Origin of the sequence: Winogradskya consettensis (assembly GCF_018332715.1) — a bacterium.
GTDB classification, from domain to species: domain Bacteria; phylum Actinomycetota; class Actinomycetes; order Mycobacteriales; family Micromonosporaceae; genus Actinoplanes; species Actinoplanes consettensis.
In genome coordinates this window covers 18,328-45,298 of sequence record NZ_BOQP01000020.1, presented here as the reverse complement: position 1 = coordinate 45,298, position 26,971 = coordinate 18,328, and the positions used below count along the sequence as shown (strand labels likewise).

Here is a 26,971-nt window from a genome sequence, read left to right as displayed (position 1 = left end):
GGCGCCGACCGCCGGTCCGGACAAGTGGTCAATCTTCGAGGTCGCGGAGGGCTTTCCGGAGGAGTTCCTGGGTACGGTCGGGTTGCTCAGCCTCGATGACCAAGCGGCCCATCGCGGCCGCGTAGTGGTCGACGTCCTCGCGTTTGTCCAGGTAGAGGCCGGACGTCAGGTGCTCGATGTAGACGACGTCGGGCAGGTGCTGGTGGGAGAAGCGCAGGATGGAGAACGCGCCGCCGGCGGCTGCGTGGCCACCGGACTGGAACGGGATCACCTGTAGCCGTACGTTGCGCTGGGTGGAGACGTCGATCAGATAGCGGATCTGCTCGCGGAGCACCTCACGGCCGCCGATCGGACGGCGCAGGACCGCCTCGTCGATCACCGCCCAGAGCCGCGGGGACTGCTCCTGGGTGAGGAGCTGTTTACGGGCCATGCGCAGGTCGGCGCGCCGGTCGATCTCCTCGGCTGAGGCGGTGCCGTGTCCGAGCATGATGACCGCTCGGGCGTACGCGTCGGTCTGGAGCAGTCCCGGCACGAACTGGATCTCGTACGTGCGGATCAGCTCGGCGGCCTGTTCGAGGTCCAGATAGTTCTGGAACCACGTGGTGAGCACATCGCCGTACGAGTGCCACCAGCCCGGCGAATTGGCCTCGCGCGCCAATGCCAGCAGACGCTCGTGCTCCCCGTCGTCGGTGACCCCGTAGAGCTTGAGCAGGTCGATGACGTCGCGCTCCTTGAACGCGACGCGGCCCAGCTCCATCCGGCTGATCTTGGATTCGGACCCGCGGATCTCGTAGCCGGCCTGGTCGCGGGAGATCCCCGCGGCCAGGCGCAGACTCCGCAGGCGGGCGCCGAGCTGCAACCGGCGGACCGTGGGCCCGCCGTTCTGCTCTGGTGCGCTCACCGGCATGGCTCTCTGATTACGGCTTGCGCCCGACAACGGCGTACTGGTCGATCTCATTCGCGTTCTCCGCGCCGGGCTCGGGGTGCCAGCGGGTCACCGACACCGCGCCGGGCTCGACGATCTCCAGCCCCTCGAAGAGTCCCACGAACTGCTCGGGAGTGCGCAGGTGGTACTTCGGGTTGGCCGAGATGTTCCAGATGCGCACCGCCTCGGTGTTGTCCGGGCTGGTGTCGCTGCCGTCGTACATCGCCACGTAGCTGCCCGACGGCAGGTGGTCGGTGAAGGACCGGATGATGGCGCGCGCCTCGTCGTCGGACTCGATGTGACCGAGAATGCCCATCAGGATGAGGGCGACCGGTTTGTCGAGGTCCAGCGTACGGGCGGCCTCACCGAGGATCGTCTTGCTGTCGCGGATGTCGGCGTCGATGTAGTCGGTCGCACCCTCGGAACTGGTCGTCAGCAGCGCCCTGGCGTGCGCGAGCACGAGCGGGTCGTTGTCGACGTAGACGATCCGGGAGTCGGGGGCAACCGACTGGGCGACCTCGTGGGTGTTGTCGGCGGTAGGCAGCCCGGTGCCGATGTCGAGGAACTGCCGGATGCCGGCTTCCCCGGCGAGGTAACGCACCGCACGCGCGAGGTATGCCCGGGAGAGGCGAGCGTTCTCCGCGAGCTGCGGCAGGCCGGCGATGATCTGGTCGCCCACCTCCCGGTCCACCGCGAAGTTGTCCTTGCCGCCGAGCAGGTAGTTCCAGATCCGTGCCGTCTGCGGCACCGTCGTGTCCAGCTTGGGAATATCACGCTCGCCGCCGCCGGGGGCGGCCGTGCCGTCTGCCACGTGCGCTTCCTTCGGGTTCGTCTGCAACTTGCTCGATCGTCGCGCGCAAGCATAGACCTGTCCACGATGCTCAGTCCGCGTAGTCGGCCGGGTTGAATACGCGTTCAGCAAGTTCACCCGGGACCTGGGCGACGCCGGGGCCACCGGCGTCCAGCCATCCGACGACCGCCCCGACCAGGTGATCTTCAAGGACATCGCCGAGATGGACCAGGCGGGCGCCGTCGCGGCGGGCGGCGGGGGTCGGGTGCACGACGACCACATTGGACCGTTCACACACGCTCAGGCACTCGCTCACGCGTACCCGATGCCTGTCCCCCACCGCGCCGCGGAAAGCCTCGAGTTGCGCGTCGTGATCGACTTCCGGGTGTTTTTTCCTGTCGCCGCAGCAACAGTCCCGGCAGATCGTCAGCGCTCCCATGATCTCAGTGAACCAGAACCTTGCTGGAGATCTGGTCCTCGGAACCCGGCACCGGCTGGGACGGGTCGCTGCCGATCTCGACAAGCTCGTTGCGCTCGTTGACGTGGGCCACGCACGGTACGTAGTCGGCGCGCTCGGCCTCGTCGACCTGCTTGAAGCTCATGATGATGACGAGGTCACCGACGGAGATGAGTCGCGCGGCCGCGCCGTTGATGCCGATCACCCCGGAGCCGGCCGGGCCCTCGATCGCGTACGTGACCAGCCGGGCGCCGTTGTCGATGTCGACGACCTGCACCTGCTCGCCCTCGACGAGGTCAGCGGCGTCCATCAGGGTCTTGTCGATGGTGATGGAACCGACGTAGTGCAGATCCGCCTGGGTAACCGTGGCGCGGTGGATCTTGCCGCCGAGCAGGGTCCGCTGCATGTCTGTGGTCCTCCAAAAGGTCCAGAAGGTCGCGGGGCATCCCCCCTCGCGAAGCAAAGGTAGCCTAACCTAACCTCACTACCGAGCCAACGGACGACCACCCCCACAGGAGCACATATGACCCCCCGCAACCGCGGCTGGCGACGGGTCCTCACCGTCGCGGCAGCCGGCCTGCTGGCCATCACGACCGCCACTGCCTGCGCCTCCGATGAGGACGAGGCCGCGACCCCCGCGGCTTCCGGCTCGGCAGCGGCGGCCTTCCCGGTGACCATCGAGCACAAGTTCGGATCCACCACCATCGAGAAGAAGCCCGAGCGGGTGGTCACGGTCGGCTGGAACGACCAGGACCCGACGCTGGCCCTGGGCGTGGTCCCGGTCGCGACCCGCGAGTGGTTCACCGAGTACCCGACCTACCCGTGGGTGAAGACAGCCCTCGCCGGCAAGCAGCTCCCGACGTTCTCCGCCGAGATCAACTACGAAGCGATCATCAAGCAGAACCCTGACCTGATCATCGCGATCTACGAGACCATCAACCAGGAGACCTACAACAAGCTCTCCCAGATCGCCCCAACGGTCATCCAGTCCAAGCAGTACAAGGACGAGGAGACCCCCTGGGACGTGCAGACCCTGACCATCGGCAAGGCACTCGGCAAGTCCACCGAGGCCCAGGCCCTGGTCGACAAGGTCAAGGCCAAGATCGACGAGGCCAAGGCCGCCAACCCCCAGTTCGCCGGCAAGACCCTGGTCGTCGACTTCGGCCCGGAGAAGGGCCAGCACTGGCTCCTCGGCGCCAACGACCCCCGCCGCGCCCTCTTCGACGCCCTCGGCTTCGCGGTCCAGACCGAGAAGGACGACGTCAGCGAGGAACGGCTGGACCTGCTCGACCGCGACGTACTGTTCGTCAACGGCGCGGCCAAGAAGGACATGCTGACCTCCCCGGCCTTCGCCCGCCTCAAGGTCGTCACCGAGGACCGCACCCTCTACACGTCATTCGAGACGCCGCTCGCCGGCGCGCTGGCCTACAGCGGCCCCGACGCCCTGCTCTACGCCCTGGACATCCTGGTCCCGCAGCTCAAGGCCGCCACCGACGGCGACCCCGCGACCCCGGTGACGGACCTCTCCAACCAGTCCTGAGTTCGCTGCACAAGCCCGATCTCACTGCACAATCCTTAGCTCACTGCCTAAGCCCGAGCTCACTGCACAAGCCCGAGCTCACTGCACAAGTCAGGGCGGCCGGTTCATCCGGCCGCCCTTGCTGTCAGTACGCGCTGAGCTCGCTCGCCAATGCCCCTGCGCCTCGCCCACCCGGTCCCTGGCTCAGCATCAGCCCAGCAGCTTGACCGACTGGATCTTGTTGTTGAAGTCGATATCCCGCAGGTCGGCGATGCCCCCGACGTTCTCGGCGTCCACGGCACCCAGCTCCTTGGACTCACCGGTGCAGTCCGCCCCGGTCCACACCTTCACCAGCCCGTCGAAGGCGATGGAGGAAGCCGTACCGGGATCGAGAGCATTGACACATCCGCCGTCAGGAGCGGTCGCGGGCTCGATCACCTGCGAACCTGCATCGTCATCGAAGACGTTGAACGAGAACCCGCTGAACAACACGACCCGCTTCGCAGGGATGCTCTCCTGCTTGCCGCCCTGCTCCTGCTGGTTGCCCTGCTGCTCGTCGCCCTGCTGGTCGCTGCCCTGCTCCGGGGCCGTTGTCGGCTCGGTGGCCTCGGTACCGGCCTTGCCGCCGTCCGGGCGTACACCGAACCAGGTGTCACCGACACCCTGACCCTTCGCGTCGCCGGCCTTGACGTCCTTGGCGAACCGGTAGACCGGCCATCCCTTGACGGTCACCTGCAACGCCCCGTCATCACGCTTGACGACACCGACATCCTTCTTGGCCACCCCGGCAATGAAGATCTTCCCCCCGGCCTTGACGGTCACCGGCGGCCACTTCGCAGCACACTCCCCGTTGCAGGTCGCCTTGGAAGGCTTGGCCGTGTCCTCATCGAAGCGGTAGAGAGTCAAGCCGGCCCCGTTCACCAGAATCTTGCCCAGCCCCTCAAGCCTGGTCGCCGTCAGCTGAACCCATTTCTGAGCTTCCACAGCAGCATCCCCGGTCACGACCCCACCCTTGGGCGCGGCCCAGTCCCCGGTCCCAGCCGCGGCATTACTCGTCTTAGCCGTCCCGGCCTGCATGGCAAGCCCGGCAGCAGCATCAGCGAACGCCTCACCGGCACCCGCACCCGCCTCGGCGCTCGCAGCGGCGCTAGGCGCGGGCTCCCCTGAACCCGGTGCGGCAGGAGAATCGTTCCCACACCCAGCCAGCAGCAGCGCACTCCCCGCAGCAGCCGCGGCAAATGAAAGCATTCGCGAGGATCGCATAACTGCGCCCCTTCCGTGATCAATCGAAACCGTATGCCCTCCACACGGGCACCTCCCCGGATCGGTTCATCACAGCCCACCAACTCACCCCGACCCGACGCCGATCTCAACCGCGGCCTCCAGGCTTGGCCTGCGATCTCGGCCTGGTCCCCCGGCCCGGCCTTGTCGGCCTGTTCCCGATGGCCTTGTTCCGTGGCCTTGCTCCGGCGGCCTTGCTCCGGCGGCCTTGCTCCGTCGTTCCTGCTCCGTCGTTCCTGCTCCGTCGTTCCGCTTAGTCGGTCTCCTTCGCAGGCCCCGCGTTCTCGGCCCGTTAGCTCGGTCTGCTCCGACGAGCCCGCGTTCTCGGCCTGCTTTGTTGGCCTGTTTGTTAGACCTGCGTTACCGGACTGGGCTCGTGCGCATCGCAAGCACTCACCAACGGCGCGCCCGGATCATTTGTTCTGCCTTCGGTGACCAGCACCGCTCAGGCCGAACTGCGATCCTGGGCCGTTCCGGAAAGCAGCAAGCCTGGTCCACGCCGCTCTCGCAGGCGTGGACCAGGCTGATCTGCGGTTACCTGACCTTTGCTCTGCCGGTCAGGAAATGCCACCGAGTTCAGCCGACAGCATCGGGCCCAGCTTCTCCAGAGTCGCCGGGTCCAGGAGCTCCGAGTGGGCGACCGGCAGCTCGTGGACCGTCGTTGCGGTGATCAAAGGGCTCCAAGCAGGAGCACCGGGACCGCTGAAACCCTGCTCCGGCACCGTCGCCTCGACGAAGAAGACTTCGCCGTCGAAGGGCGTGTACTCGGCGGATGCCATCAGGCGATCGCTGGCCAGGTAGTTCTCCAGGACCAGAGCGATCTGCGCATCGGTCAGGGATGCCACCGCACCACCGGCGTCCCGCACAAAACCGACTGCTTGCTCCACCGTCAGGTTCGTGGAAGGGACGGTATAGCCCATCTCGGTCAGCAACCCGGCCACCGTCGACGGCGCGGAGACCGCGTCGCGGCGGGCGTCGAGCATTCCCACGAAGGTGACCTCGCGGCCTCGTCCTTGCAGCTCGGCTGCGGTGCAGAGCGCCAGGGCGCCACCGAAGGACCATCCCAGGAGCCGGACCGGACCGGCCGGCTGTGCCGACTCGATGCGGTCGGCGTGCTCGACTGCGAGGGCTGCCATGGTCGCCGGCAGGGTTCCTCCTGCGAGCAGCGGTGACTGCAACCCGATCAGGGGCGCATCCACGAACCGCTTGAGACCCGCGAACTGCCAAGCCAATCCGCTGGCAGGCGCAAAGCAGAACAACGGCGTCCCGTGCCTGCCCGGGGACAGCGGCAAGACAGGAGCCAGCGCATCCTCGCCGGGGGTCTCGCCGTCGAGCAATCGAGCCACCCCGGCGACTGTCGGTGCGGTGAAGAGCCGGGCCACCGCAATGTCAGCGCCGAGTTCTTCGCGCAACGCCGTTGCCAGCCGCACCAGCAGCAGCGAATGCCCGCCCAGAGCGAAGAAGTCGTCGTGCACTCCCACCGATTCCAGGCCCAGAACGGCTGCCACCTGACGTGCGACGGCTGCCTCCGCACGGGATCGGGGTGTTTCCGAGGCCGGCGCCGCAGGCAGTGTGATCTCCGGCAGGGCGTTGCGGTCCACTTTGCCGTTCGGGGTCAGCGGGAGGGTCTCGAGCACCTGGCAGACCGCCGGAATCATGTAGCCCGGCAGCGATGACTCGAACAATACTGTCAGCGACGCCTGTGAGAAGTCCTGCGCAACCGTGAGGTAGGCGACGAGCCGATCACCCCGGGCCGCCACCACCGCGCGTGTCACGGACGGATGGGACAGCGCCACCGCCTCGATCTCCTCCAGTTCGATGCGGAAGCCACGCACCTTCACCTGGTGATCGGTCCGGCCGAGGTACTCCAGGTGGCCGTCACGCCAGCGGGCCAGGTCACCCGTTCGGTACAGGCGGGTGCCGTCGGGGCCTGCCACGAAGCGGGTCGCGGTCAAGCCGGGACGGCCGAGATAGCCACGGGCCACCTGAGGACCGCCGAGATAGAGCTCACCGGCAACGCCCGGCGGCACAGCTTGCAGAAGACCATCCAGCACGTAGGCGGAGACGCCCGGCAACGGCCGTCCGATCGAGCCGTTCCAGTTCTCGGCGACGGTCTCGCTGGTGGCCCAGACGGTGACCTCGGTCGGGCCGTAGAGGTTGACCACGGACGCGGCACGCGAGCGCAGGGACGCCGCGACCGATGCGGGCAACGCCTCGCCGCCGACCAGTGCGCGTACCCCGGAAAGGTCTGTGTCGGACGCTTCCAGGAGGGCCGCCCAGAGCGAGGGCGTCGCCTGCATCGCGGTGATCTTGTGTTTCTCGATCATCGCCGCGAGCAGCCGGGGGTCGCGGACCTCGTCCGGGGATGCGAGCACGATCGTGCCCCCCGCACGCAGGGTGCCGAGCATCTCCAGCACCGAGATGTCGAAAGACAGCGTAGTCACTGCCAGCAGACGCTCTCCCGGGGTCAACGGCAGGGCGTCCAGGAAAGACTCGAGGTTGCGCTGGGTGACAACGACGCCCTTCGGGCGGCCGGTCGAGCCGGAAGTGTAGATCACGTACGCCGCCGCGTCCGGCTCCGGAGTCTGCACCACCGGGCCGGCCGCCGGTGTGATGTCAGCCATGAAATTTTCGTCGATGATCAAGGCCGGGCGGGCGTCTTCGACCATGAATTCGCGCCGGGCGGCCGGGAACGCCGGGTCGAGCGGCAAGTAGGCCGCGCCCGCTTTTCGCACCCCCAGCACCGCGATGACCAGGTCCGCAGACCGCGGCAGTCCGACGCCGACGATACTGCCCGGTCCGGCCCCATACTCGATCAACTTGGCCGCCACCGACCCTGCGGCGCAGTCGATCTCTTCGACGGTGAGAGCGGCCCCCGACGCGACGAGAGCCGGGCCAGAATGGCTCACCTCGGTCCGGGAAGGAGCCGTCGGGACCGACTGCCAGGAAAGGAGATCCGTCGTGTCCGCAGCAGCCAGCATCGGCGCCCGGAAGACCGGGGTGGCCGGCTCCCCGGCGAAGGCCGTCAGCAGCGTCTCGAGACGATCGAGCAGCCGGCCCGCCGTCGTGGCAGCGAAGCGATCCGCGTCGTATTCGCAGGTCACTTCGATGCCGTCCGGTCCCCCGTCGATGAACGTGACGTTGAGGTCGACCTTGGGATCCGCCGCGAAGTCCGGCGCGGCGAGCACCGGCAGGCCCAGCATCAGCTCACCGGAGGCGGGCCGATGGAAGTAACCGATCATGACCTGGAAGAGCGGGTTGCGGCCCGGCACCCGCGGTGGGTTCACCAGCTCCACGACCTGCTGGAACGGAACGTCAGCGTGTTCAAACGCCGCGAGGTCCGCCGTCCGCACGCGCCTGAGCAACTCGATGAAGGTGGGGTCTCCGGAAAGGTCCGCGCGCAGGACGATCGTGTTGACGAAGAAGCCCACGAGGTCGTCCAGGGCGGCGTCGCCGCGGCCGGAGGTCGGGCTGCCGATCGGGACGTCGATTCCGGCACCGTGCCGGGCGAGCAGCGTCGCGAGGGCGGTGTGCAGCGCCATGAACAGACTCGCCGACTCGCCGCGGGCGATCTCCCGCAGGCGGTCGATCAACGACGCCGGCAGGGTCGTACTCACCAGTCCCGCAGCATTCTTCGCGACCGTGCGCGAACCGTCCGACGGCAGCGTGATCTCCTCCGGCAGCGCCGCCAGCGCGTCGCGCCAGAAGTCACCGTTCGCTGGGGTGAGCGACAGAACGTAGTCGGCGTACTGCACCGGAAGCGGTTCGTAAGCAGGCGCGTGGCCGGCGACCCGGGCGGCGTACGCGATGTCCAGGTCACGCAGCAGCGGCCCGTCAGACCATTCATCCATCGCGATGTGGTGCAGCACCAGGACCACGACACTGGACGATCCCTCATCGACGACCGCAGCCCGGATCGGCAGGTCCTCGGCGAGATCGAAGGGTCGCGCCACGAGATCCGCGACCGGCGTCGCAGTCTCCACCGTGATGCTCGCCGGCGGCGGCACGATGTGCTGGGCCGAGGAGCGGATCAGGGTCCGCAGCACCTCGTGGCGGGCCACGACGTCACCGAGAGCGAGCGACAACGCGCCGAGGTCGGGATGCCCGGCCAGCCGGACAAGCAGCGGGTAGTTGTAAGCACTCGACCCCGGGTCGAGCTGGTCGAGCAGCCACAGCCGCTGCTGCGCAGGCGACAGAGGCAGCACGTCGGGCCGCTTCTGCGCAGTGAGGGCGGCACGGGCCGGGCCACTGGTGGCACGGGCCAGTCTCTCCGGGGTACGAGCGTCGAAGAGGGCACGCAGCGACAGGTCCCCGCCCAGCTCCGCGCGCACTCGGCCGATCAGCCGCAGCGCGGTCAGGGAATGGCCCCCCGCGTCGAAGAAGTCGTCCTCGACACCGAAGCTGGGCAGCCCCAGCACCTCGGCGAAGACTTCGCAGAGACGGCGTTCCCGATCGTCTGCGGGCGGCCGCGAGGCCTTGGCCACGGGGGCCGGCGCCGGAAGCGCCGAGGTGTCGAGCTTGCCGTTGACGGTCAGCGGCAGCACGTCCACGGTCGCGAAGAGCGACGGCACCATGTAGGACGGAAGCCTGTCGGCGAGGGCCGCGCGCACCTGCGCCGGGGTCGCGTCGCCGACAAGGAAGGCGACGAGTGCACCGTCACGGGCGAGGACCGCCGATTGGCGTACGCCGGGAACGGCCGATACGGCAGTTTCCACCTCGCCCAGCTCGATGCGATAGCCGCGGATCTTGACCTGATCGTCCGTACGGCCGAGGAAGTCAAGGTTGCCGTCAGGGCGCTCGCGCACGAGGTCGCCGGTGCGGTAGAGGCGGCTGCCGTCGGGTCCCGCGACGAAACGCGTGGCGGTCAGGCCGGGGCGGTTGAGGTAGCCACGGGCCAGACCGGCGCCGGCGATGTAGAGCTCGCCCGCGACGCCCCGCGGCACGGGACGCAGCCAGCTGTCGAGGACGTATCCGACGGTGTTGAAGATGGGCTTGCCGACCGTGGCGGTGGCGCTGTCCGACGTTCCCCCGCCGAGGGTGTTGATCGTGTATTCGGTGGGTCCGTAGAGGTTGTAGCCGGCCACGCCGTCGGTGTCCCGCAGCGTCGCCCAGAGCTTCTCCGAGACGGCTTCGCCGCCGAGCAGGACGAGGCACGGCCGGTGGGCGCCGGCGAGGAGCCCTTCGTCCAGCAGGGCCTGCGCGTAGGTCGGGGTGAGGTTGACGACGTCGACCTCGTGATCGGCGCAGTAGGCGACCAGCGCTCGGCCGTCGCGGCGCAGCTCCTCGTCGGCGACGTGCACGTGGTGGCCCTCGACCAGCCACAGCAGTTCCTCCCACGACATGTCGAAGGAGAAGCTCACCGTGTGCGCGATGGTGAGGATCCGGCCGCCCGCCGCGTCGATGGTCGGTCCGAAGATCGCGTCGCGGTGGTTGAGCTGCATGTTGGTCAGGCCGCGGTAGGGCGTGACGACGCCCTTGGGGCGGCCGGTCGAGCCCGAGGTGTAGATGACGTAGGCGGGCCGGTCCAGACGACCGGGGGTGCCCGGCGCGAAGTCGTCCAGCCAGGACTCCCCGATCTCTTCGTAGAGCCCGGCCAGCGAGTCCAGCACGAATACCGGCTGCGCGTCGTCGACCATCGTCTGCCGGCGTTCGGCCGGAAGATCAAGGTCAAGTGGAAGGTACGCCGCCCCGGCACGCAGTACGGCGAAGAGCGCGACCACCATGTCGACGCCGCGGGGCAGCGCCAGCCCGACGATCGTCTCGGGGCCCGCGCCGCGTGAGCGCAGGCCACGGGCGACGGCGCTGACCCGGCCGTCCAGCTCGGCGTAGCTGAGGGTGGTGCCGGCGTGGGTGAGCGCGGCGGCGGTCGGGGTCCGGGCGGCCTGTTCGGCGAGCATCTCCGCGATGGTGATGTCCGGTATGTCCGCTTTCACCCCGGTCTGGGGTTCCGGGGCGGGCAGTGCGATCGCGCCGACTGTTCGGTCGGTGTCGAAGGTCTCGAGTACGGTCCGGAGGCGGTCCAGCAGGGATGCGGCCTCGGTGGCCGTGACCACGTCGGAGCGGTATTCGAGGCGGATCCGCAGGGCCCGGCCGGGGGTTGCCACCCAGGTCAGCGGATAGTGCGTCGCGTCGACCGACTCGACACCGACGATGCCGTGCTCAGCCTCCAGATCGTCGAAGGTGTTGTCGTCCAGGAAGTTCTGCAGCACGTAGAGGCTGTCGAAGAGCTGACCACGGCCCGTCGCGCGCTGGATGTCGCCCAGGCCCACGAACTCGTGGGCCATCAGCTCGATCCGCTCGTCCTGGACGCGGCGCAGCACGTCGCGCACCGGCTCGGTCGCGGCGAAGGTGACACGCTGCGGCACGGTGTTGAGGAAGACACCGACGACTTCCTCGATGCCGTCCAGCTCGGTGGGCCGGCCGGCGACCGTGGTGCCGAAGAGCGCTTCAGGGCGGCCTGTGGCGTGACTGAGCACCAGGCCGAGAGCGGTGCTGAGCACGGCGTTGAGGGTGACGCCAGCGGCTCGGGCCTGATCGGTGAGCCGGGAGGTCTGCTCCTCGGTGAGCTGGACGGCGAGGCTGGTGGCGAGCACCGGCTCGGTGCCGGCGGCCGCCGGGTACAGGATCGTCGGCTCGGCACCCTCGAGTGCCCGGGTCCAGGCTTCGACGGACTCCTGGATGTCCTGCCGGGCAATCCACTCGAGGTAGTCCGTGAAGCTCGCACCCTCGGGCTGGACCGGGCGCCCGGCGTAGGCGCCGAACAGGTCCCGCAGCACCAGCTCCCGCGACCACCCGTCCCACAGCAGCAGGTGGTACGTGAAGAGCAGCCGGTCGCGGCCGTCGGGCAGACGGACCACCGTGAGCCTCGCCAGCGGCGCGTGCGCCAGGTCGAACGGGCGCGTGCGGTCCGCGATCATCACCGCGTCGAGGTCAGCCGGGTTCTCGATCACCTCGACGGTGACCGGCACCTCGCGGCGCAGGATCGCCCCGTCATCGGTGAAGGCCAGGCGCGCTGCGGGGTGGGCAGCGAGCACCGCGACGAAGGCCCGCTCCAGGGCTGCGACATCAAGACGGTAGTTGACGTCGAAGGCATTCTGAGCAATGTAGACGTCCGCGTCACCGGCCAGCTTCGCCTGGAAGTACAGGCCCTCCTGCAGCGGCGACAGCGGCCAGGCCCGCTCGTCGGCGGGGGCGAGCTCGGCCGCCCAGCCGTCGGCGATGGCGGTGACCGCGTCCAGGCCGAGGCCCTCGTCGGCGTAGGTGAGGACGGCGTGCAGCTCGGAGCCGCGAGCCGCGACGTTGATCTCGAGCAGATACGGGGTGCCGAGATCGTCGTCGGGCCGGACCCGGATGTCCTCGTCGGCGGAGGACCAGTCGCCCGTGTCGCCGGCGAAGCGGCCGAGGTAGTTGAACAGGACCTGCGGCGTGCCGAGCCGCGCCAGGGCGGCGGCGCTGCGCGGGTTGACGTACCGCAGCATGCCGTAGCCCAGACCGTCACCGGCAGGCCCATCACCGGCGGAGGTATTTCCAACGTGCACGTCACCGGGGCGGGTGTCCGGGAGCCGCACCGGGGCGATGGAGGTGAACCAGCCGACGGTGCGGGACAGGTCAGCGTCGCCGACCGGCTCACGGCCATGGCGTTCCACGTCGACGACGAGTTCGGCCTCGGTGCCACGCCAGCGGTTCACCGCGGTGTGCAGGGCGGTGAGCAGCGTCGCCGTGACGTCGCCGGTCAGGATGCTGGGGTCGACCGGGATGCGTACCTCATGGTCGCGGGTCTGACCGACGGTCAACCCGAACGTCACGGCCTGCGGATAGAGCTCGGCGCCGGGTGCGAGTGCCCGCTGCCACTGCGCGAACTCAGCCATCCTCGCGGCGGTGCCGGCCTCTTCCCCGACGGTACGCGCGAACGCCCGCAACGACGTCGTGACCGGGTCGAGCTCGGCCGCTTCGTACGCCTGCCCCAAGTCCTCGGTCAGGATCTGCCACGAAACACCGTCGACGACCAGGTGATGCGCGACCAGCAGAAGCCGTCCCTGCTCGCTTGGCCCGGCGTCGAAGAAGACGGCTTCCAGCACGCGCCCGGCCTCGGGGTCGAGCCGGCTCACCGCAGCCTCGGCCTCGCGCAGGATCGTGGCAGCTTCGATCCCGTCCACCGTATTGAGTGAAATCGAACCAGGGCCGGTGGCAGTGATCTCCTGGGACCACAGCATCGGGGCCGGGCGGCTCAGCCGGAGTCGCAGCGCGTCATGGTGGGCGACGAGCTTGTCGAGCGCTGACTGCAGCCGGGCAGGTGTCGCCCCCGCGGGCGTACGGATCAGGTCTGCCTGGTGCAGGCGATTGATACCACCGCCGAGTTCCGCGAGACGGTGCACGATCGGCAGCAGCGCAACCTCCCCGACGCCGTCGCTGACAGCAGGCGTGACCGCGGCAGCAACTACCGCGGGCAACGCGGCCCCGGCCAGCGCCGTAGGAGTGCGCTTGAGGAAGACGTCGCGCGGGGAGAGCTTGACGCCGCTGCGCTTGGCACGGTTGACGAGTTGGATGGCCACGATGCTGTCGCCGCCGAGGCTGAAGAAGTCACCGTCGGCGGGTACCGCATCCAGGCTCAGCACCTCCGCGAACAACCCTCGCAGCGTCGTGACCGCGGGGTTCTCGTCAGCAAGGGCAGCCGAAGACGCAGCGACCGTACGCGCCGGAGCAGGCAACGCATCCCGGTCGAGCTTGCCGTTCACGGTCAAGGGCAGCGCGGGCAGGGTGACGAACGCGGCCGGGACCATGTAGCCGGGCAGCACGGTAGCGAGGTGGTCGCGGACGGCGTCGACGTCCGGGCGGCTGCCGGGGCGGGCCACCAGGTAGGCGACCAGGCGGCCGTCACGCACGATCACGGCGGTGTTGGCGACACCTGGCAGCGCCAGCAACGCCGTCTCGATCTCCCCGAGTTCGATGCGGTAGCCGCGGACCTTCACCTGGTGGTCCGAGCGGCCGAGGTAGACGAGTTCGCCGTCCTCCCAGCGGGCCAGGTCACCGGAGCGGTACAGCCGGCCGGGGCCGAACGGGTTGGCGACGAAGCGGGTGGCGGTCAGGCCGGGCCGGTCGAGGTAGCCGCGGGCGAGTTGCTCACCGGCGACGTACATCTCGCCGGTCACGCCTTCAGGCACAGGCTGCAGGTACGCGTCCAGCACGTGAACGGTCAGCCCGGGCAGCGCGGCGCCGATGACGCTGGGCCGGGTCACGTCGGCCGGATCCAGCGCACGGAAGGACACGTGCACGGTGGTCTCCGTGATGCCGTACATGTTGATCAACAGTGGGGTCCTGTTGCGGGCGAACCACGGGGCCAGGCGGGACAGGTCCAGCGCCTCGCCGCCGAAGACGACGTAACGCAACGCGAGCAGGTCGTTCGCCGTCGAATCCGCCTCGATCAGCGGGTAGAAGGCCGACGGCGTCTGGTTGAGGACGGTCACCTTCTCGTCGCGCAATAGTGCGCGGAAACGCTGCGGATCGCGGGCCACGTCGTGCGGCACGGTCACGAGACGCCCGCCGTGCAGCAGCGGGCCCCACAGCTCCCAGACCGAGAAGTCGAAGGCGTACGAGTGGAACATCGTCCACACGTCGTCCGGCCCGAAGTCGAAGAGCTGGGACGCCGCGGCGAAAAGCGCGAGCACGTCGCGGTGGGTGACCACGACACCCTTGGGTTTGCCGGTGGAGCCCGACGTGTAGATGACGTACGCCGCGTTGTCACCGGTGTGGGTGGCGACGGGCCTGGTGGTGGGCTGCCCGGGTGCGGCAACGTCGATGCCGCCCGAACCGATCACGCAGACCGGTGCCGCGTCGGCCAGGATGTATTCCTGCCGGGCTGCGGGAGCCGCACTGTCAACGGGCACGTAACAACCACCGGCCTTGACCACCGCGAGCAACGCGACGACGAGGTCGGCGCCGCGCGGCAGTCGCACCGCGACGCGTGACTCCGGCCCGACGCCACGGGCGATGAGTTCGTGGGCAAGCTGGTTGGCACGTGCTTCCAGCTGGGCGTAGGTGAGGTCGTCGACAGCTGCGCGGTCCGAGATGTCGTGAAGATCGAGGGTCCCTGTCGGAACCGGCACGGAGGGTGTCGCGGGAAGAGCAGGCACAGCGCCGAGCGTCAGCCCGGAGACCGGCCCGTCCAGGGACGAGATGAGCTGGGTCAGGACGTACGCGGCCTGGTCGACCAGGCGTTGCGCGGCTGCGGCTCCGACCGCGGCGTCGTACTTGATCTCCAGGGTGAGGCGCTCGCCGGGGAAGGCGACCAGGGAGACCGGGTAGTGCGGCGAGTCCGTGCCGGTGAACCCGGTGACGCCGAGTCCCTGCGCGTCACCGCCGTCGACGGGCGGGAAGTTCTCCACGACCACCATGGAGTCGAAGAGCTCGCGTACGCCGGCGAGGCGGTTCAGCTCGGCGAGACCGACCTGCTGCACGTCCAGCACGTCGGTCTGCTGCTCCTGCAGGCGGCGCAGCACGTCGGCGAGGGGCTCGTCCGGGCGCCACGCCATGGGCACCGGCACGGTGTTGATCAGCAGGCCGACGATCGATTCGACGCCGGGCAGCTCGCCGCCGCGGCCCGAGACCGTCGATCCGAAGACGACGCGGTCACGGCCGAGCAGACGACCCAGCAGCAGCCCCCACGCACCGTGGATCAAGGTGCTGACCGTGATGCCGTGCGCGCGGGCAGCCGAGGAGATCCCGTCGACATACGCGTAGACGCTCTCGTGGTGGGAGACCGTGCTGACGTCCGGGTACAGCACGGCCGGTTCGACGCCGGCGAGGGCGGCCGACCAGGCGGCGCGGGCATCCGAGGACGAACGCGTGACCACCGATTCGATGTGGTCGCGGAACGTCGCGGTGAGGTGGGGCAGGGCACGGCCGTGGTAGGCGGCCACCACGTCGGAGAAGACCAGCGGGTAGGACCAGCCGTCGGCGAGGATGTGGTGCATCGTCTCGACCAGGCGGTGGTCGGTCGGGCTCAGTGAGACGAGGGCGTACCGCAGCACGGGCGGGCGGGCCAGGTCGAACGGCTGGGCCAGCTCGGCGGCGGCGAACTCTTCGAGGCGGGCGTGCGCGTCGGGCGTACCCGTCAGGTCCAGCTCTTGCCAGGGGACCTGGACCTCGTCTGCGATGACCTGGACGATCCGGCCGTCGCGAAGCTCACGGAAAGATGCCCGCAGGGCATCGTGGCGCCGGACCGCGGTCTCGACGGCGGCACGCAGCCTTGCCGGATCCACTTCGCCGGAGAGCGAGGCGACCTGCTGCACCGCGTAAGTGTCCACCTCGGAAACCACGGAGTGGAAATGCATCCCCTCCTGCAGCGGCAGCAACGGCAGCACGTCGGTGGCGCCGGCGAACGCGTCCACGTCGTCCTGGGTCAGCCCGGTGACCAGCGGGAAGTCCGACGGAGTGTGCCCGGCGAGATCCGTGGTGGTCAGCTCCCGCAGCACGGTCGTCCACTGCTCGGCGAGAGCAACGACACTTTCCTCGGTGAGCAGTCCGGCCGGCCAGGAGAGCGTCGCCTCGAAGATGTCACCGGTCACGTGCGCGTTGATCTCCAGCGGCATCGCCGGGTTGGCCGGGTCGACACCCTCACGCAGCGGGGACGCCTGGGCCCAGTCTTCCGGCAGTGCCGAGGAGCCGAAGCGGCCGAGGTAGTTGAACAGGATTTCCGGCGCCGGGCCGAAATCCTGGTCGCGCAGCCAGCGCAGCGAGCCGTACCCGAGTCCGTCGGTGGGCACGGTCCGCAACTGCTCTTTGACGGTACGCGCGGCGGCGGCGAGGTCCGTGAGGGTTCCCGGCTCGAGGCGCACCGGGTGGATCGCCGTGAACCAGCCGACCGTCCGGGAGAGGTCGAGGTCACCGGTGCGGCCGTGGCCTTCGAGGCTGACCAGGACGGGCGCGCCGGCCGTGCCACGTTCGCGGTTCACGGCGAAGGCGAGCCCGGTGAGCAGCACATCGTTGACGCCGGCGAAGAACGCCGCGGGCACGGTGGTCAGCAGGGGAACGGTCACTTCGGCGGGCAGGGTGACCGAGATCGACCGTACGGTCGCGGCGGTGTCGGCCGCCGGGTCCGCGGGCCGGTCGCCCAGCAACGGGCGCGGCTCGGCGAGCGTACGACGCCAGAAGTCCTCCTGGCCGTCGAAGGCCGGCTGGGCCGACGCGAACGTGCGGAAGGACGCACCGACCGGTTCGAGTTCCTCACCGCGAGCGGCCCGGCGCAGGTCGTCGGTGATGATGCGCCACGAGACGCCGTCGATGACCAGGTGGTGGATGACGAGCAGCAGGCGGCGCCCGTCCCACGCGGCACGCAGCATGATGCCGTTCGCAGGATCGAGCCGCGCGACCTCGGCCTCCTCGTCGATCGGCCCCTCGGTGATCAGCCCCGCGGCGCGCAACCCGGGCGCGGGGACGTGCAGGGTCTCGGCGAAGCGGGCCCGGAGCAGGTCGTGCCGGTCGAGCAGCGCCTGCAGGATCGTTTCGAGGCGGTCGCGGGTCAGCGTGGCCGGGGTGTGCCAGGACATCGACTGGTAGAAGTGGCCCAGCGGCGTCGCGGACTTCACCGTCTCGGCCAGCATCGGGGTCAGGGCGACCTCGCCGAGGCCGTCGTCAGCGGTCACGGTTTCGACGACGGTGGCGGGCAGGGCCGCGGCGAGGGCCTGGACGCTGCGGCGGCGGAAGACGTCACGCGGGGTGACGTGCAGGCCGGCCTTACGGGCACGGCCGGCGACGGAGATCGACGAGATGCTGTCGCCGCCGATGGTGAAGAAGTCGTCGTCGATGCTGACCTGTGGCAGGCCCAGCACCTCGGCGTAGATGCCGGCGAGCAGGCGTTCCCGGTCGTCGCGGGGGCCGCGGGCGACGCCGAGGATCGGGGTGGCCTCGGGCAGGGCTTTGGCGTCGAGCTTGCCGTTGACCGTCAGCGGCAAACCGTCGACGACCGCGTAGAGCGACGGCACCATGTAGGACGGCAGCCGCTCGATCAACGCCGCGCGCACGTCCGCCGGGCTGACCGGGCCGACAAGGTAGGCGTGCAGTTTGCCGTCGCGGGCGAGCACTGCTGCCTGGCGTACGCCGGGAACGGCTGCCACGGCACTTTCCACCTCGCCCAACTCGATCCGGTACCCGCGGATCTTGACCTGGTCGTCGCTGCGGCCGAGGAAGTCGAGAGTGCCGTCGGGACGTTCGCGTACCAGGTCACCGGTGCGGTAGAGACGGCTTCCGGCCGGGCCTGCGACGAAACGGGACGCGGTCAGCGCCGGACGGTCCAGGTAGCCCCGGGCCAGGCCGGCGCCGGCGATGTAGAGCTCCCCCACGACGCCGAACGGGACCGGGCGCAGCCAGTCGTCGAGGACGTACCCCGTGGTGTTGAAGATCGGGCGGCCGACTGTGGGTGTGGCGCTGTCGGGCGTACCCGCGCCAAGGGTGTTGATCGTGTATTCGGTCGGTCCGTAGAGGTTGTAGCCGATCGGGCCGTCCGGGTCGCTGAGCCGCGACCACACCGCGTCCGTGACGGCCTCGCCGCCCAGCAGCACGAGCCACATCCGGTGCCCGTCGAGCAGACCCTCGTCGAACAGGTGGTGCGCGTACGTGGGAGTGACGTTGATGACGTCGATGCCGTGCTCGCGGCAGTAGGCGACCAGGGCGGTGGCGTCGCGGCGCAGTTCCTCGTCGCAGACGTGGACCTCATGGCCTTCGACCAGCCACAGCAACTCCTCCCACGACATGTCGAAGGAGAAGCTGACGGTGTGCGCGATCCGCAGCCGCTCGACGTCGGCTGCGCGGGCCCGGGCCACGGTCGGGTCGAAGATCTCGGCACGATGGTTGAGCTGCATGTTCGTCAGACCGCGGTAGGGCGTGACGACGCCCTTGGGCTTGCCGGTTGAGCCTGAGGTGTAGATGACGTACGCGGGCCGGTCGAGCCGGTCGCCCCGGAAGTCCGGGTGCGTTGCCGGACCGTCGTCGCGGGCCAGCCCGTCCAGCGTGGAGAGCACGAGCAGCGGCCGCGCGTCGTCGATCATCGTCTGCCGCCGCTCGGCCGGCAGATCAAGATCCAGCGGGAGGTACGCAGCCCCGGCGCGCAACACGGCGAACAGCGCGACCACCATGTCGATACCCCGCGGCAGGGCGAGCGCGACCAGTTGCTCCGGCCCGGCACCACGTGCGACAAGGCCCCGCGCCACGGCGTCGATCCGTGCATCCAGCTCCGAGTAGGTGAGCCGGACGTCGCCGAAGACCAGCGCGGTCAGTTCAGGGGTACGTCGTGCCTGCGCAGCCAGCATCTCCGCGATAGTGAGGTCTGGAATGTCCGCGGCCACACCGTCCAGCCGGCGTGCGGCACCGAAGTTCAACGAGCCGGCCGGAACATCCAGCCCGTCGGCGAGATGCCTGAGCACGGTGACGAGGTCGTCGACCATCTCCCGGGCCACAGTGGCCGTGATCACATCCGGGCGGTATTCCAGCTTGACGCGCAGGTTCGCGCCCGGCGTCAGCACCCAGGTCAGCGGGTAGTGCGTCGTGTCGGTGTACTGCACGTCGACGATGCCCTGCGCGGCTTCGAGGTCGTCGAAGGTGCTGTCCGCGAGGAAGTTCTGCAGCACGTAGAGCGTGTCGAAGAGCTGATCCTGCCCGGCGGCGCGCTGGATGTCGCCGAGGCCCAGGTATTCGTGCGAGGCCAGGTCGAGCCGGTCCTGCTGGGCACGGCGGGCGAGGTCGGCGACAGTTGTGCGCGGGGTTGCCGCGACCCGCGCCGGGACGGTGTTCAGGAACAACCCGATCACGTTCTCGATGCCGGCGATCCCGGTCGGACGGCCGGCGACCGTGGTGCCGAAGGTGACGTCGCCGCGTCCGGTGCGCTGACCCAGCACCAGGCCGAGCGCGGCGGTGAGCACCGAGTTGAGGGTGACACCGGCACGGCGGGCCTGCTCGGTGAGGCGCGTGGTCACCGCGGTCGGCAATGCGGCGAGGACCCGGTCGGACAGCATCGGTTCGCGGCCGACCGCTTCCGGCACGACGATCGTCGGCTCGTCGAGGACGGCCTTCCACGCCGCGGCCGACGCGTCCCGGTCCTGCGCGGCGATCCACGCGAGATAGTCGGGGAACCCGGGCCCGTCCTCGGGCAGGACACCGGTCTCGCCGCGGGAGTCGTAGAGAGCGAAGAGCTCCCGCAGCACGAGCTCGCGCGACCAACCGTCCCACAGCAGGAAGTGGCAGGTGAGCAACAGCCGGTCGGTGCCGTCGGGACCGTGGACGACGGTGAGCCGGATCAGCGGCGGGGCGGTCAGGTCGAACGGGCGCTCGCGGTCGTCGGCGGCGATCTGCTCGGGGTCGCCGTCCAGCTCGGTGACAACTGCCGGGACCCGCGCGGCGATGCGTTGCTGCGGGCGCGGGTCGTTGACGAACGCGGCACGCAGGGTCGGGTGCCGGTCGAGCAGCGCCGCGAACGCCAGCTCCAGCGCCGGGACGTCGAGACGGCGGTCGAAGTCGAAGACGTTCTGCGCGATGTAGGTGTTCGCGCCGTCCGCGTACGTGGCCTGGTAGTAGACACCCTGCTGTAGTGGGGAAAGATCCCAGACCTCGTCGGCGGCTGAGACGGCGGTGTCGGCAACCACAGGACCGTCGGCTGTGGCGGCGATCGCGGCCGCGGTGCGCGTACGGAAAATGTCCTGGGTGGAAAGCACTATGCCGTCCCGGGCGAGCAGGTTGACGAGGCGGATCGCGGTGATGCTGTCGCCACCGCGCGCGAAGAAGTCGTCATGGACGCCGATGGATTCGGCACCCAGCGACTCTGCCAGGCGGGCGACAACCTGCGCCTCGCGGGGGGTGCGTGGCGGGGTGGCGACGGCGGCGACCGGGTCCGGCAGGGCGCGCCGGTCACGCTTCCCGTTCGGCAGCAGCGGTACGGCATCCAGCACGGTCACCGTCGCCGGAACCAGATAAGCGGGCAGTTCCTCGCGCAGTGTGGCGAGCAGTGCCTGCGGGTCCAGCGTCTCTCCGGACTCCGCGACGACGTACCCGTGCAGGCTCTTGCGGTTGCGCGCGACCGCGACGGCCTCCCTCACACCGAGCCGGCGCAGCAACGCGGCTTCGACCTCGGCCAGCTCGACCCGGTGACCGTTGACCTTCACCTGGTCGTCGTTGCGGCCCAGGAACTCCACCCGGTCATCGATCCAGCGACCCAGGTCACCGGTGCGGTACAGGCGCTCACCGGGTGTGAACGGGTCCGCCACGAAGCGGGTCGCGGTCGCGCCGCCCTGACCGCGGTAGCCCCGGGCAAGCTGCGCGCCACCGACGTAGATCTCGCCGACAGCACCGGGGGCGACGGGTTCGAGGGCGGCGTCCAGCAGGTAGACCCGTACACCGGGAACTGCACGGCCCAGGGTGACCCTCCCGCCCGGCGTCACGGTCCCGGCCAGCACGTCCCCCGTGTTCTCCGACGCACCGTACGAGTTGACGAGCTCGGCGCCGGGTGACGCGGCCGCGAGCACGGCGACCGTATCCGCGTCCAGGGCCTCGCCACTGGTGATCCACCGTTTGAGGTCCCGGATCTTGCCGGGCGCCGTCTCGGCGAGCGCGGCGGCAAGGCTCGGCACGGCGAGAAGTTGGGTAGCGCCCGACTCCGCGACCAGGGTCGCGAGCGCGGTCCCGTCCGAAGCCGCGGTCTCATCCGCGACGACGACGGTCGCGCCGGCTACCAGGCCGCCCAGCAGCTCGGTGGTGCCGTCGATGAAGCTCATCGAACTTTTCGCGACCCGGACCTGCCCGGTCCACTGATCGCGGGCCCAGGCCAGCCGGTTCGCGAGCGCACCGTGCGTGCCGACCACTGCCTTCGGACGGCCCGTCGAACCCGACGTGTAGACGACGGATGCCGCGTCGTCGGATCCGACATGGACATCCGGCGAGTTTCCACGAGCGGTGCGGAGCCGGACAACAGGGAGATCGTGCGGGGGCAGGGCGCGGTTGCTCAGGTCATCGGCGAGCACGCACACCGGCTCGGCGTCACCGAGCATGAACTCGATGCGCGCGGCCGGGTAACCCGGATCCACCGGCAGGTACGCGGCACCGGCACGCAACACCCCGAGCAGGGCAACGGGCAGCTCCGCGGTACGGCGGGTGGCCACGGCGACCACATCACCGCGGCGTACGCCGGCTTCGTGCAGAGTCGCGGCAACCGCCCCGGACCGGGCCCAGAGTTCGGCGTAAGTGAGCTCGGTCGACCCCGCACGGACAGCGATCCCCGCCGGGTCGACAGCGCCGATCATCTCCGCAACGGTCACGCTGGCCGTCCCGGCAAGCTTGACGCCGCTCGCTCCGGAGCCGTTAGCGCCGGCCGTCCCGGAGACGTTGGCGACAGCGGGCGCGGCACCGATGCCGCGGAGGAGAACGTCGGCACGGTCCGTGCCGGAGAGCAGGCGTACGGCTGCGACCGGGGTGGTGACGTCGGCGGTGAGCACCCGGACGTACTGATCCAGCAGACGCTCGGCGGCCTCCGGGGTGAGGCGGTGCGTCAGGGTGATGGAGATCGTGTCGCCCGGCTTGACCATCAGGGTTACCGGATAGTGCGGCGCCTCGATCACATCCATGCCGCTGATCCGCAGCCCGCCGCCGTCGGGAGTCGCCGCGGCCGGGTAGTTCTCGATGACGACCAGGGTGTCGAACAGCTCCGGCAGCCCGACCCGCCGCTGGATCTCGGCGAGCGAGGTCTGTTCGTGCTCGACGACCTCACGCTGGTCCGCGGCGAAGCGGCGCACCACGTCGCCCAGCGTCTCCGAGCCGGTCCAGCGCACCCGCGCCGGGACGGTGTTGATGAGCAGTCCGGCGATCCGATCAACACCGGGCATGTCACCCGTACGCCCGGAGACCGTCGACCCGAACACCACATCGTCAGCGCCGGCGACCCGCCCGACCAGCACACCCCACGCCGCCGCGATGACGTTGCCGACCGTCACCCCGAAACGTTGAGCGACTTCCCGCACGACGGTGCCGTCGACACTCGTGACAATGCTGGCCGCCTTCTGCTGCGCGTCCGGCGCCAGCAGGGTCGGCTCGGTGACGCCGTCGAGCAGGCGGGCGTACGCGTCCGGGTCGCCCTCGCCGCGGTGCGCCAGGAAATCGCGGAACGACGGCGGGGTCGGCAGCGACTCCCCCGCATAGAGCGCGAGCAACTCGTCGAGGATCAGCGGCACCGACCACCCGTCGGCCACGATGTGGTGCACGGTCTGCACCAGGGTGTGCCGGTCGACGCCGGTACGGACCAGTGCGTAACGCATACCCGGCGGCCGCGACAGGTCGAACGGCTCGGCCCGTTCGGCGGCAGCCACCGCATCCACATCACCACCGACGACATAACGCCACGGCGCCTCCGTACCAGAACTGCCGATGACCGCGACGATGTCACCGCCGCCGGCCGGGCGGAATGCGGCGGCGAGGTTGGGGTGCCGGTCGAAGAGCGCGTTGGCGGCACGGCGCAGACGTTCGGCGTCCACCGGGCCGTCGAGATGGATGAGCTGCTGCACGACGTACGGGTCGGCGCCCGGGGCGTACGTGGCGTGGAAGTAGAGACCGGCCTGCAGCGGGGTGAGCGGCAGCACGTCACGGATGTCCGGGCCGAGTGCGTCCACCTCGGACTGGCGGAGCGTCACCAGCGGGAAGTCCGACGGGGTGTGCCCGGCGACGGCGGGGTCCGTGGCGATCGTGGTGAGCTGTCCGGTCCAGCGGTCCGCGAGCTTCTGCACCTGGTCGCGGGTCAGCAACCGGCCGGGCCAGCTGAACACCGCGGAGAGCTGCGAGCCGATCGTGACCGCGTTCACCTCGAGCGCGCGGGGCAGCGGCATGCGGGGGTCGCGGCGTTCGACGACGACCTCGTCGGAGTCGAAGCGGCCGAGATAGTTGAACAGCACCTGCGGCTGGACAGCAAGGTCGCCATGACCGGTGAGATAACGCAGGACACCGTACGAGAGCCCGTTGCGTGGCACCGCGCGCAACTGTTCCTTCACGGCCTTCACCGCGGCGGCCGGTGCGAGACCCGTGACGTCGATCGGTACGGGGAACAGCGTCGTGAACCACCCGAACGTACGCGACAGGTCGAGGTCCACGGTGTCCTCTTCGCGACCGTGACCCTCCAGTTCCAGCAGGAAAGGCTCGTCCGGGGACACGGCAAGCGCAAGCGCGGCAACGAGGGCGTCGTTGACACCGCCATGGACCGCCGCGGGGACAGCGCTGAGCAACCGTTCGGTGATGTCATCCGGCAGGACGACCGTCAGGCTCTCCTCAGTGGCCACGGTGTCGGTGTCATGGTCGAGCGGGCGGTCACCCAGGACGCGCGTCGAGGTCTGCGCGGCCGCCGTCCAGAAAGGCAGGTCAGCCGAGAAATCGGCGTCACGCAGAGCGGTGGCCCACTGCCGGAACGAGGTCGGCGCGGCCTCGATCGGCAACCCGCCCCTCAGGTCCTCGGCAAGCACCCGCAGCGAAACCCCATCCACCACCACGTGATGCACAGCAACGATCAACTGACCCGCCGAACCCACCGAGCCGGTCGGGCCCGACGAGCCGATCGAACCCTCCGCCGGCAGGTACGAGAACGCGACGAGCCGATCGGTGCTCAGCCGGGCGACCGTCGCCTCGAGGTCCTCGCCCACCCGCAGCACATCGTCAGCAGTCACGGAACCCACCGGCGCGATGGTCAGCACAGCGCCGTCGATGGCACCTCGCAACACGTCATGCGCGGCGAGCAACCCGTCGACCAGCGCGGGCACATCCCCCGAAACCGGCAGCGTGATGGCCTGGAAGAACCCGTCGTGGGCATTACCGACCTCATCCAGCCAGGCAATGATCGGGGTGGCCGGGACCTCACCGATCGGCGGGACGACAGCGGCCTTCGACGGTTCCGAGGCGGAGACGACCAGGGCCAGGCCCGCCGGGGTCGGGTTGGCGAAGAGGTCACGTGCCCGCAAGGTGAAGCCGGCCCGCCGGGCTGCGCGCACAGCGCCGATCGCCACGATGCTGTCACCGCCGAGCGCGAAGAAGTCATCCTCCGCGCCGACCTCGTCCAGCCCCAGCACCGATGCGAAAACCTCACAGAGCGAAACCTCAGCAGGGGTACGCGGTGAGCGCGAGCGGGCACCACCCAGCACAGGCACCGGCAGCGCGCGACGGTCGACCTTGCTGTTCGCGGTGAGCGGGAATGCGTCGAGGATCACGAACACCGACGGCACCATGTACTCGGGCAGCCGGTCGGCGCACCACGCGCGCAGGTCGTCGGCGGTAGAAGGTGCGCTCAGGACGGCGTACCCGATGAGGTGTCTGTCCTGGACCGTGACGACTGCCTGGCGCACCGCGGGGTTTGTCGAGGCGACGGCCTCGACCTCCTCGAGCTCGAGCCGCATGCCGCGGATCTTCACCTGGTTGTCGGCACGCCCGACGAACTCGAGGCTGCCGGCGCCGGTCCAGCGGGCCAGGTCCCCGGTGCGGTACATGCGTTCGCCGGTGGCACTGAACGGGTTGGCGACGAACCGTGACCCGGTCAGGGCAGCGGCGTTGACGTAGCCGCGACCCAGCAGGAAGCCCGCCGCGTAGAGCTCACCGGTGACACCCGCGCCGACCGGGTTGAGGTCGTCATCGAGGACGTACAGCTGGGTGTGCGGGTTCGGGCGCCCGATCGAGGTGGCGATGCGTTCGGCATGGTCACGGTAGATGACGTGGGAGACGCCGATCGTCGCCTCGGCCGGCCCGTACCCGTGGTAGAGCGTCGTGGTGAGCTGCGCCCGGAAACGCTCGAACAGTTCCGGGGTGAGCACCTCGCCGCCGCACCACACATGCCGCAGCCCGTCGAGCTGATGGGTGCCGCGGGAAAGCTGCAGCAACACATCCAGCATGGAACTGACGAGGTACACGAAGGTGACACCCTCGGTGGCGATCAGGTCGAGCAGGTATTGCGGGTCACGTTCCCCGCCCGGCTCGGCAACCACGACGTACCCGCCGGAGACGAGCGGCAGCAGAATCTCGTTGACGCTGATGTCGAACGACAGCGGCGCCTTGAACAGCGTCGCGTCACCCGGGCCGAAGTGCAGGATCTCGTCGCGCTGCCAGCGCAGGCGTTCATGGATCGCTTCGTGCCGGATCATCGCGCCCTTCGGGCGTCCGGTCGACCCCGACGTGAAGATGACGTACGCCAACCCGCGCGGGTCGATGTCCCCACCCAGCTCCGACGTGGTTTCGGTGGAGGACCGTTGCGCGGGGATGTGGGCTGCGGGCGGGCCCGCCGGGATGTGGGCTGCGGGCGGCCCTGCGGGGATGTCGGCGGCAGTCAGCACCAGTTTTGCGCCGGCCTCAGCGAGCACCTGCTCACGGCGCTGCTCAGGCCAGGCAGGATCGACGGGTACGAACGCCGCGCCGGCCACCATGATACCGAGAACAGCGATCACCATCTCGGCCGACCGCGGCATCCCGACGCCCACGACGTCCTCAGCCCGGTTGCCGACAACCCCGCCACCATCGGAGCCGGAGACCGAGCCGGAGACCGAGCCGGCAGAACCCGAGCCGGGGCCGGGGGTGCCGATGCCGCGCTCGCGTAGCTGTCTGGCCAGGGCGAACACCCGCTCGCCGAGCTCGCCGTAGGTCAGCCGGGTCTCCCCCGCGACCAGCGCCAACGCCTGCGGGTGCCGCGCCACCTCGGCAACAAAGGCATCGACCACGGTGGAGACCTCGGCGGGCGTGGTGTGGTTGTTCCATCGCGCCAGCGAAGATTCGATCCCTTGCAGCCCAGCCGTCATGTGCCCCGCACCTCCGATGTAGAACGCCCACGAGGGCGCGCGTCACCGACGCGAATTTAGGTTAGCCTAACCTCTGATCAACACCAGACCGCCCTCCCTCAGCCCCGAATACCGGGCGGCCACACCCGACTGCCGGCCACCCGGCTGCCGACCAGACCCGACTGCCAGCCACCCGACTGCCAACCAGAGCAGGCTGCTAGCCAGAGCA

Annotated in this window: 7 protein-coding genes; 1 reads left to right on the top strand and 6 read right to left on the bottom strand. The window is 69.6% G+C overall.

The window, feature by feature from the left end; genetic code table 11:
* Positions 1-28: 28 nt before the first annotated feature.
* From Aco04nite_RS19810 to panD, 4 genes are all read right to left on the bottom strand, one after another.
* The gene (locus tag Aco04nite_RS19810; RefSeq protein WP_212998727.1) at positions 29-907 is read right to left on the bottom strand and encodes a Sco1979 family transcriptional regulator; all 879 of its coding nucleotides are present in this window, start codon (positions 905-907) and stop codon (positions 29-31) included.
* 10 nt (positions 908-917) lie between these two features.
* Positions 918-1,736 (bottom strand): SAM-dependent methyltransferase, encoded by an 819-nt coding sequence (locus tag Aco04nite_RS19805; protein WP_244876131.1) that lies wholly within the window; start codon positions 1,734-1,736, stop codon positions 918-920.
* A 70-nt stretch (positions 1,737-1,806) separates the two neighbouring features.
* Positions 1,807-2,145 (bottom strand): hypothetical protein, encoded by a 339-nt coding sequence (locus Aco04nite_RS19800; RefSeq protein WP_203841453.1) that lies wholly within the window; start codon positions 2,143-2,145, stop codon positions 1,807-1,809.
* 13 nt (positions 2,146-2,158) lie between these two features.
* Positions 2,159-2,578 carry an aspartate 1-decarboxylase gene (panD, locus tag Aco04nite_RS19795; RefSeq protein ID WP_212998726.1) on the bottom strand — a complete coding sequence of 140 codons (420 nt, stop codon included), beginning with the start codon at positions 2,576-2,578 and terminating at the stop codon, positions 2,159-2,161.
* Between the two features lie 117 nt (positions 2,579-2,695).
* Between panD and Aco04nite_RS19790 the strand changes: the two genes are divergently transcribed.
* A complete protein-coding gene (locus Aco04nite_RS19790) occupies positions 2,696-3,712 on the top strand; it encodes an ABC transporter substrate-binding protein (protein ID WP_212998725.1) in 1,017 nt (338 codons plus the stop codon).
* A gap of 189 nt (positions 3,713-3,901) precedes the next feature.
* On the opposite strand, the gene Aco04nite_RS19785 is transcribed toward Aco04nite_RS19790, so the two are convergent.
* Together Aco04nite_RS19785 and Aco04nite_RS19780 are read right to left on the bottom strand one after the other, a co-directional pair.
* Positions 3,902-4,693 carry a hypothetical protein gene (locus tag Aco04nite_RS19785; protein WP_212998724.1) on the bottom strand — a complete coding sequence of 264 codons (792 nt, stop codon included), beginning with the start codon at positions 4,691-4,693 and terminating at the stop codon, positions 3,902-3,904.
* 836 nt (positions 4,694-5,529) lie between these two features.
* A complete protein-coding gene (locus Aco04nite_RS19780; protein ID WP_212998723.1) occupies positions 5,530-26,763 on the bottom strand; it encodes a non-ribosomal peptide synthetase in 21,234 nt (7,077 codons plus the stop codon).
* Between the last annotated feature and the right edge of the window lie 208 nt (positions 26,764-26,971).

What these genes read in the sequence shown, in the direction of transcription:
- Aco04nite_RS19810 (WP_212998727.1), bottom strand. Translation starts at nt 907, where the DNA reads ATGCCGGTGAGCGCACCAGAGCAGAACGGCGGGCCCACGGTCCGCCGG.
- Aco04nite_RS19790 (WP_212998725.1), top strand. Translation starts at nt 2,696, where the DNA reads ATGACCCCCCGCAACCGCGGCTGGCGACGGGTCCTCACCGTCGCGGCA.
- Aco04nite_RS19780 (WP_212998723.1), bottom strand. Translation starts at nt 26,763, where the DNA reads ATGACGGCTGGGCTGCAAGGGATCGAATCTTCGCTGGCGCGATGGAAC.
- panD (WP_212998726.1), bottom strand. Translation starts at nt 2,578, where the DNA reads ATGCAGCGGACCCTGCTCGGCGGCAAGATCCACCGCGCCACGGTTACC.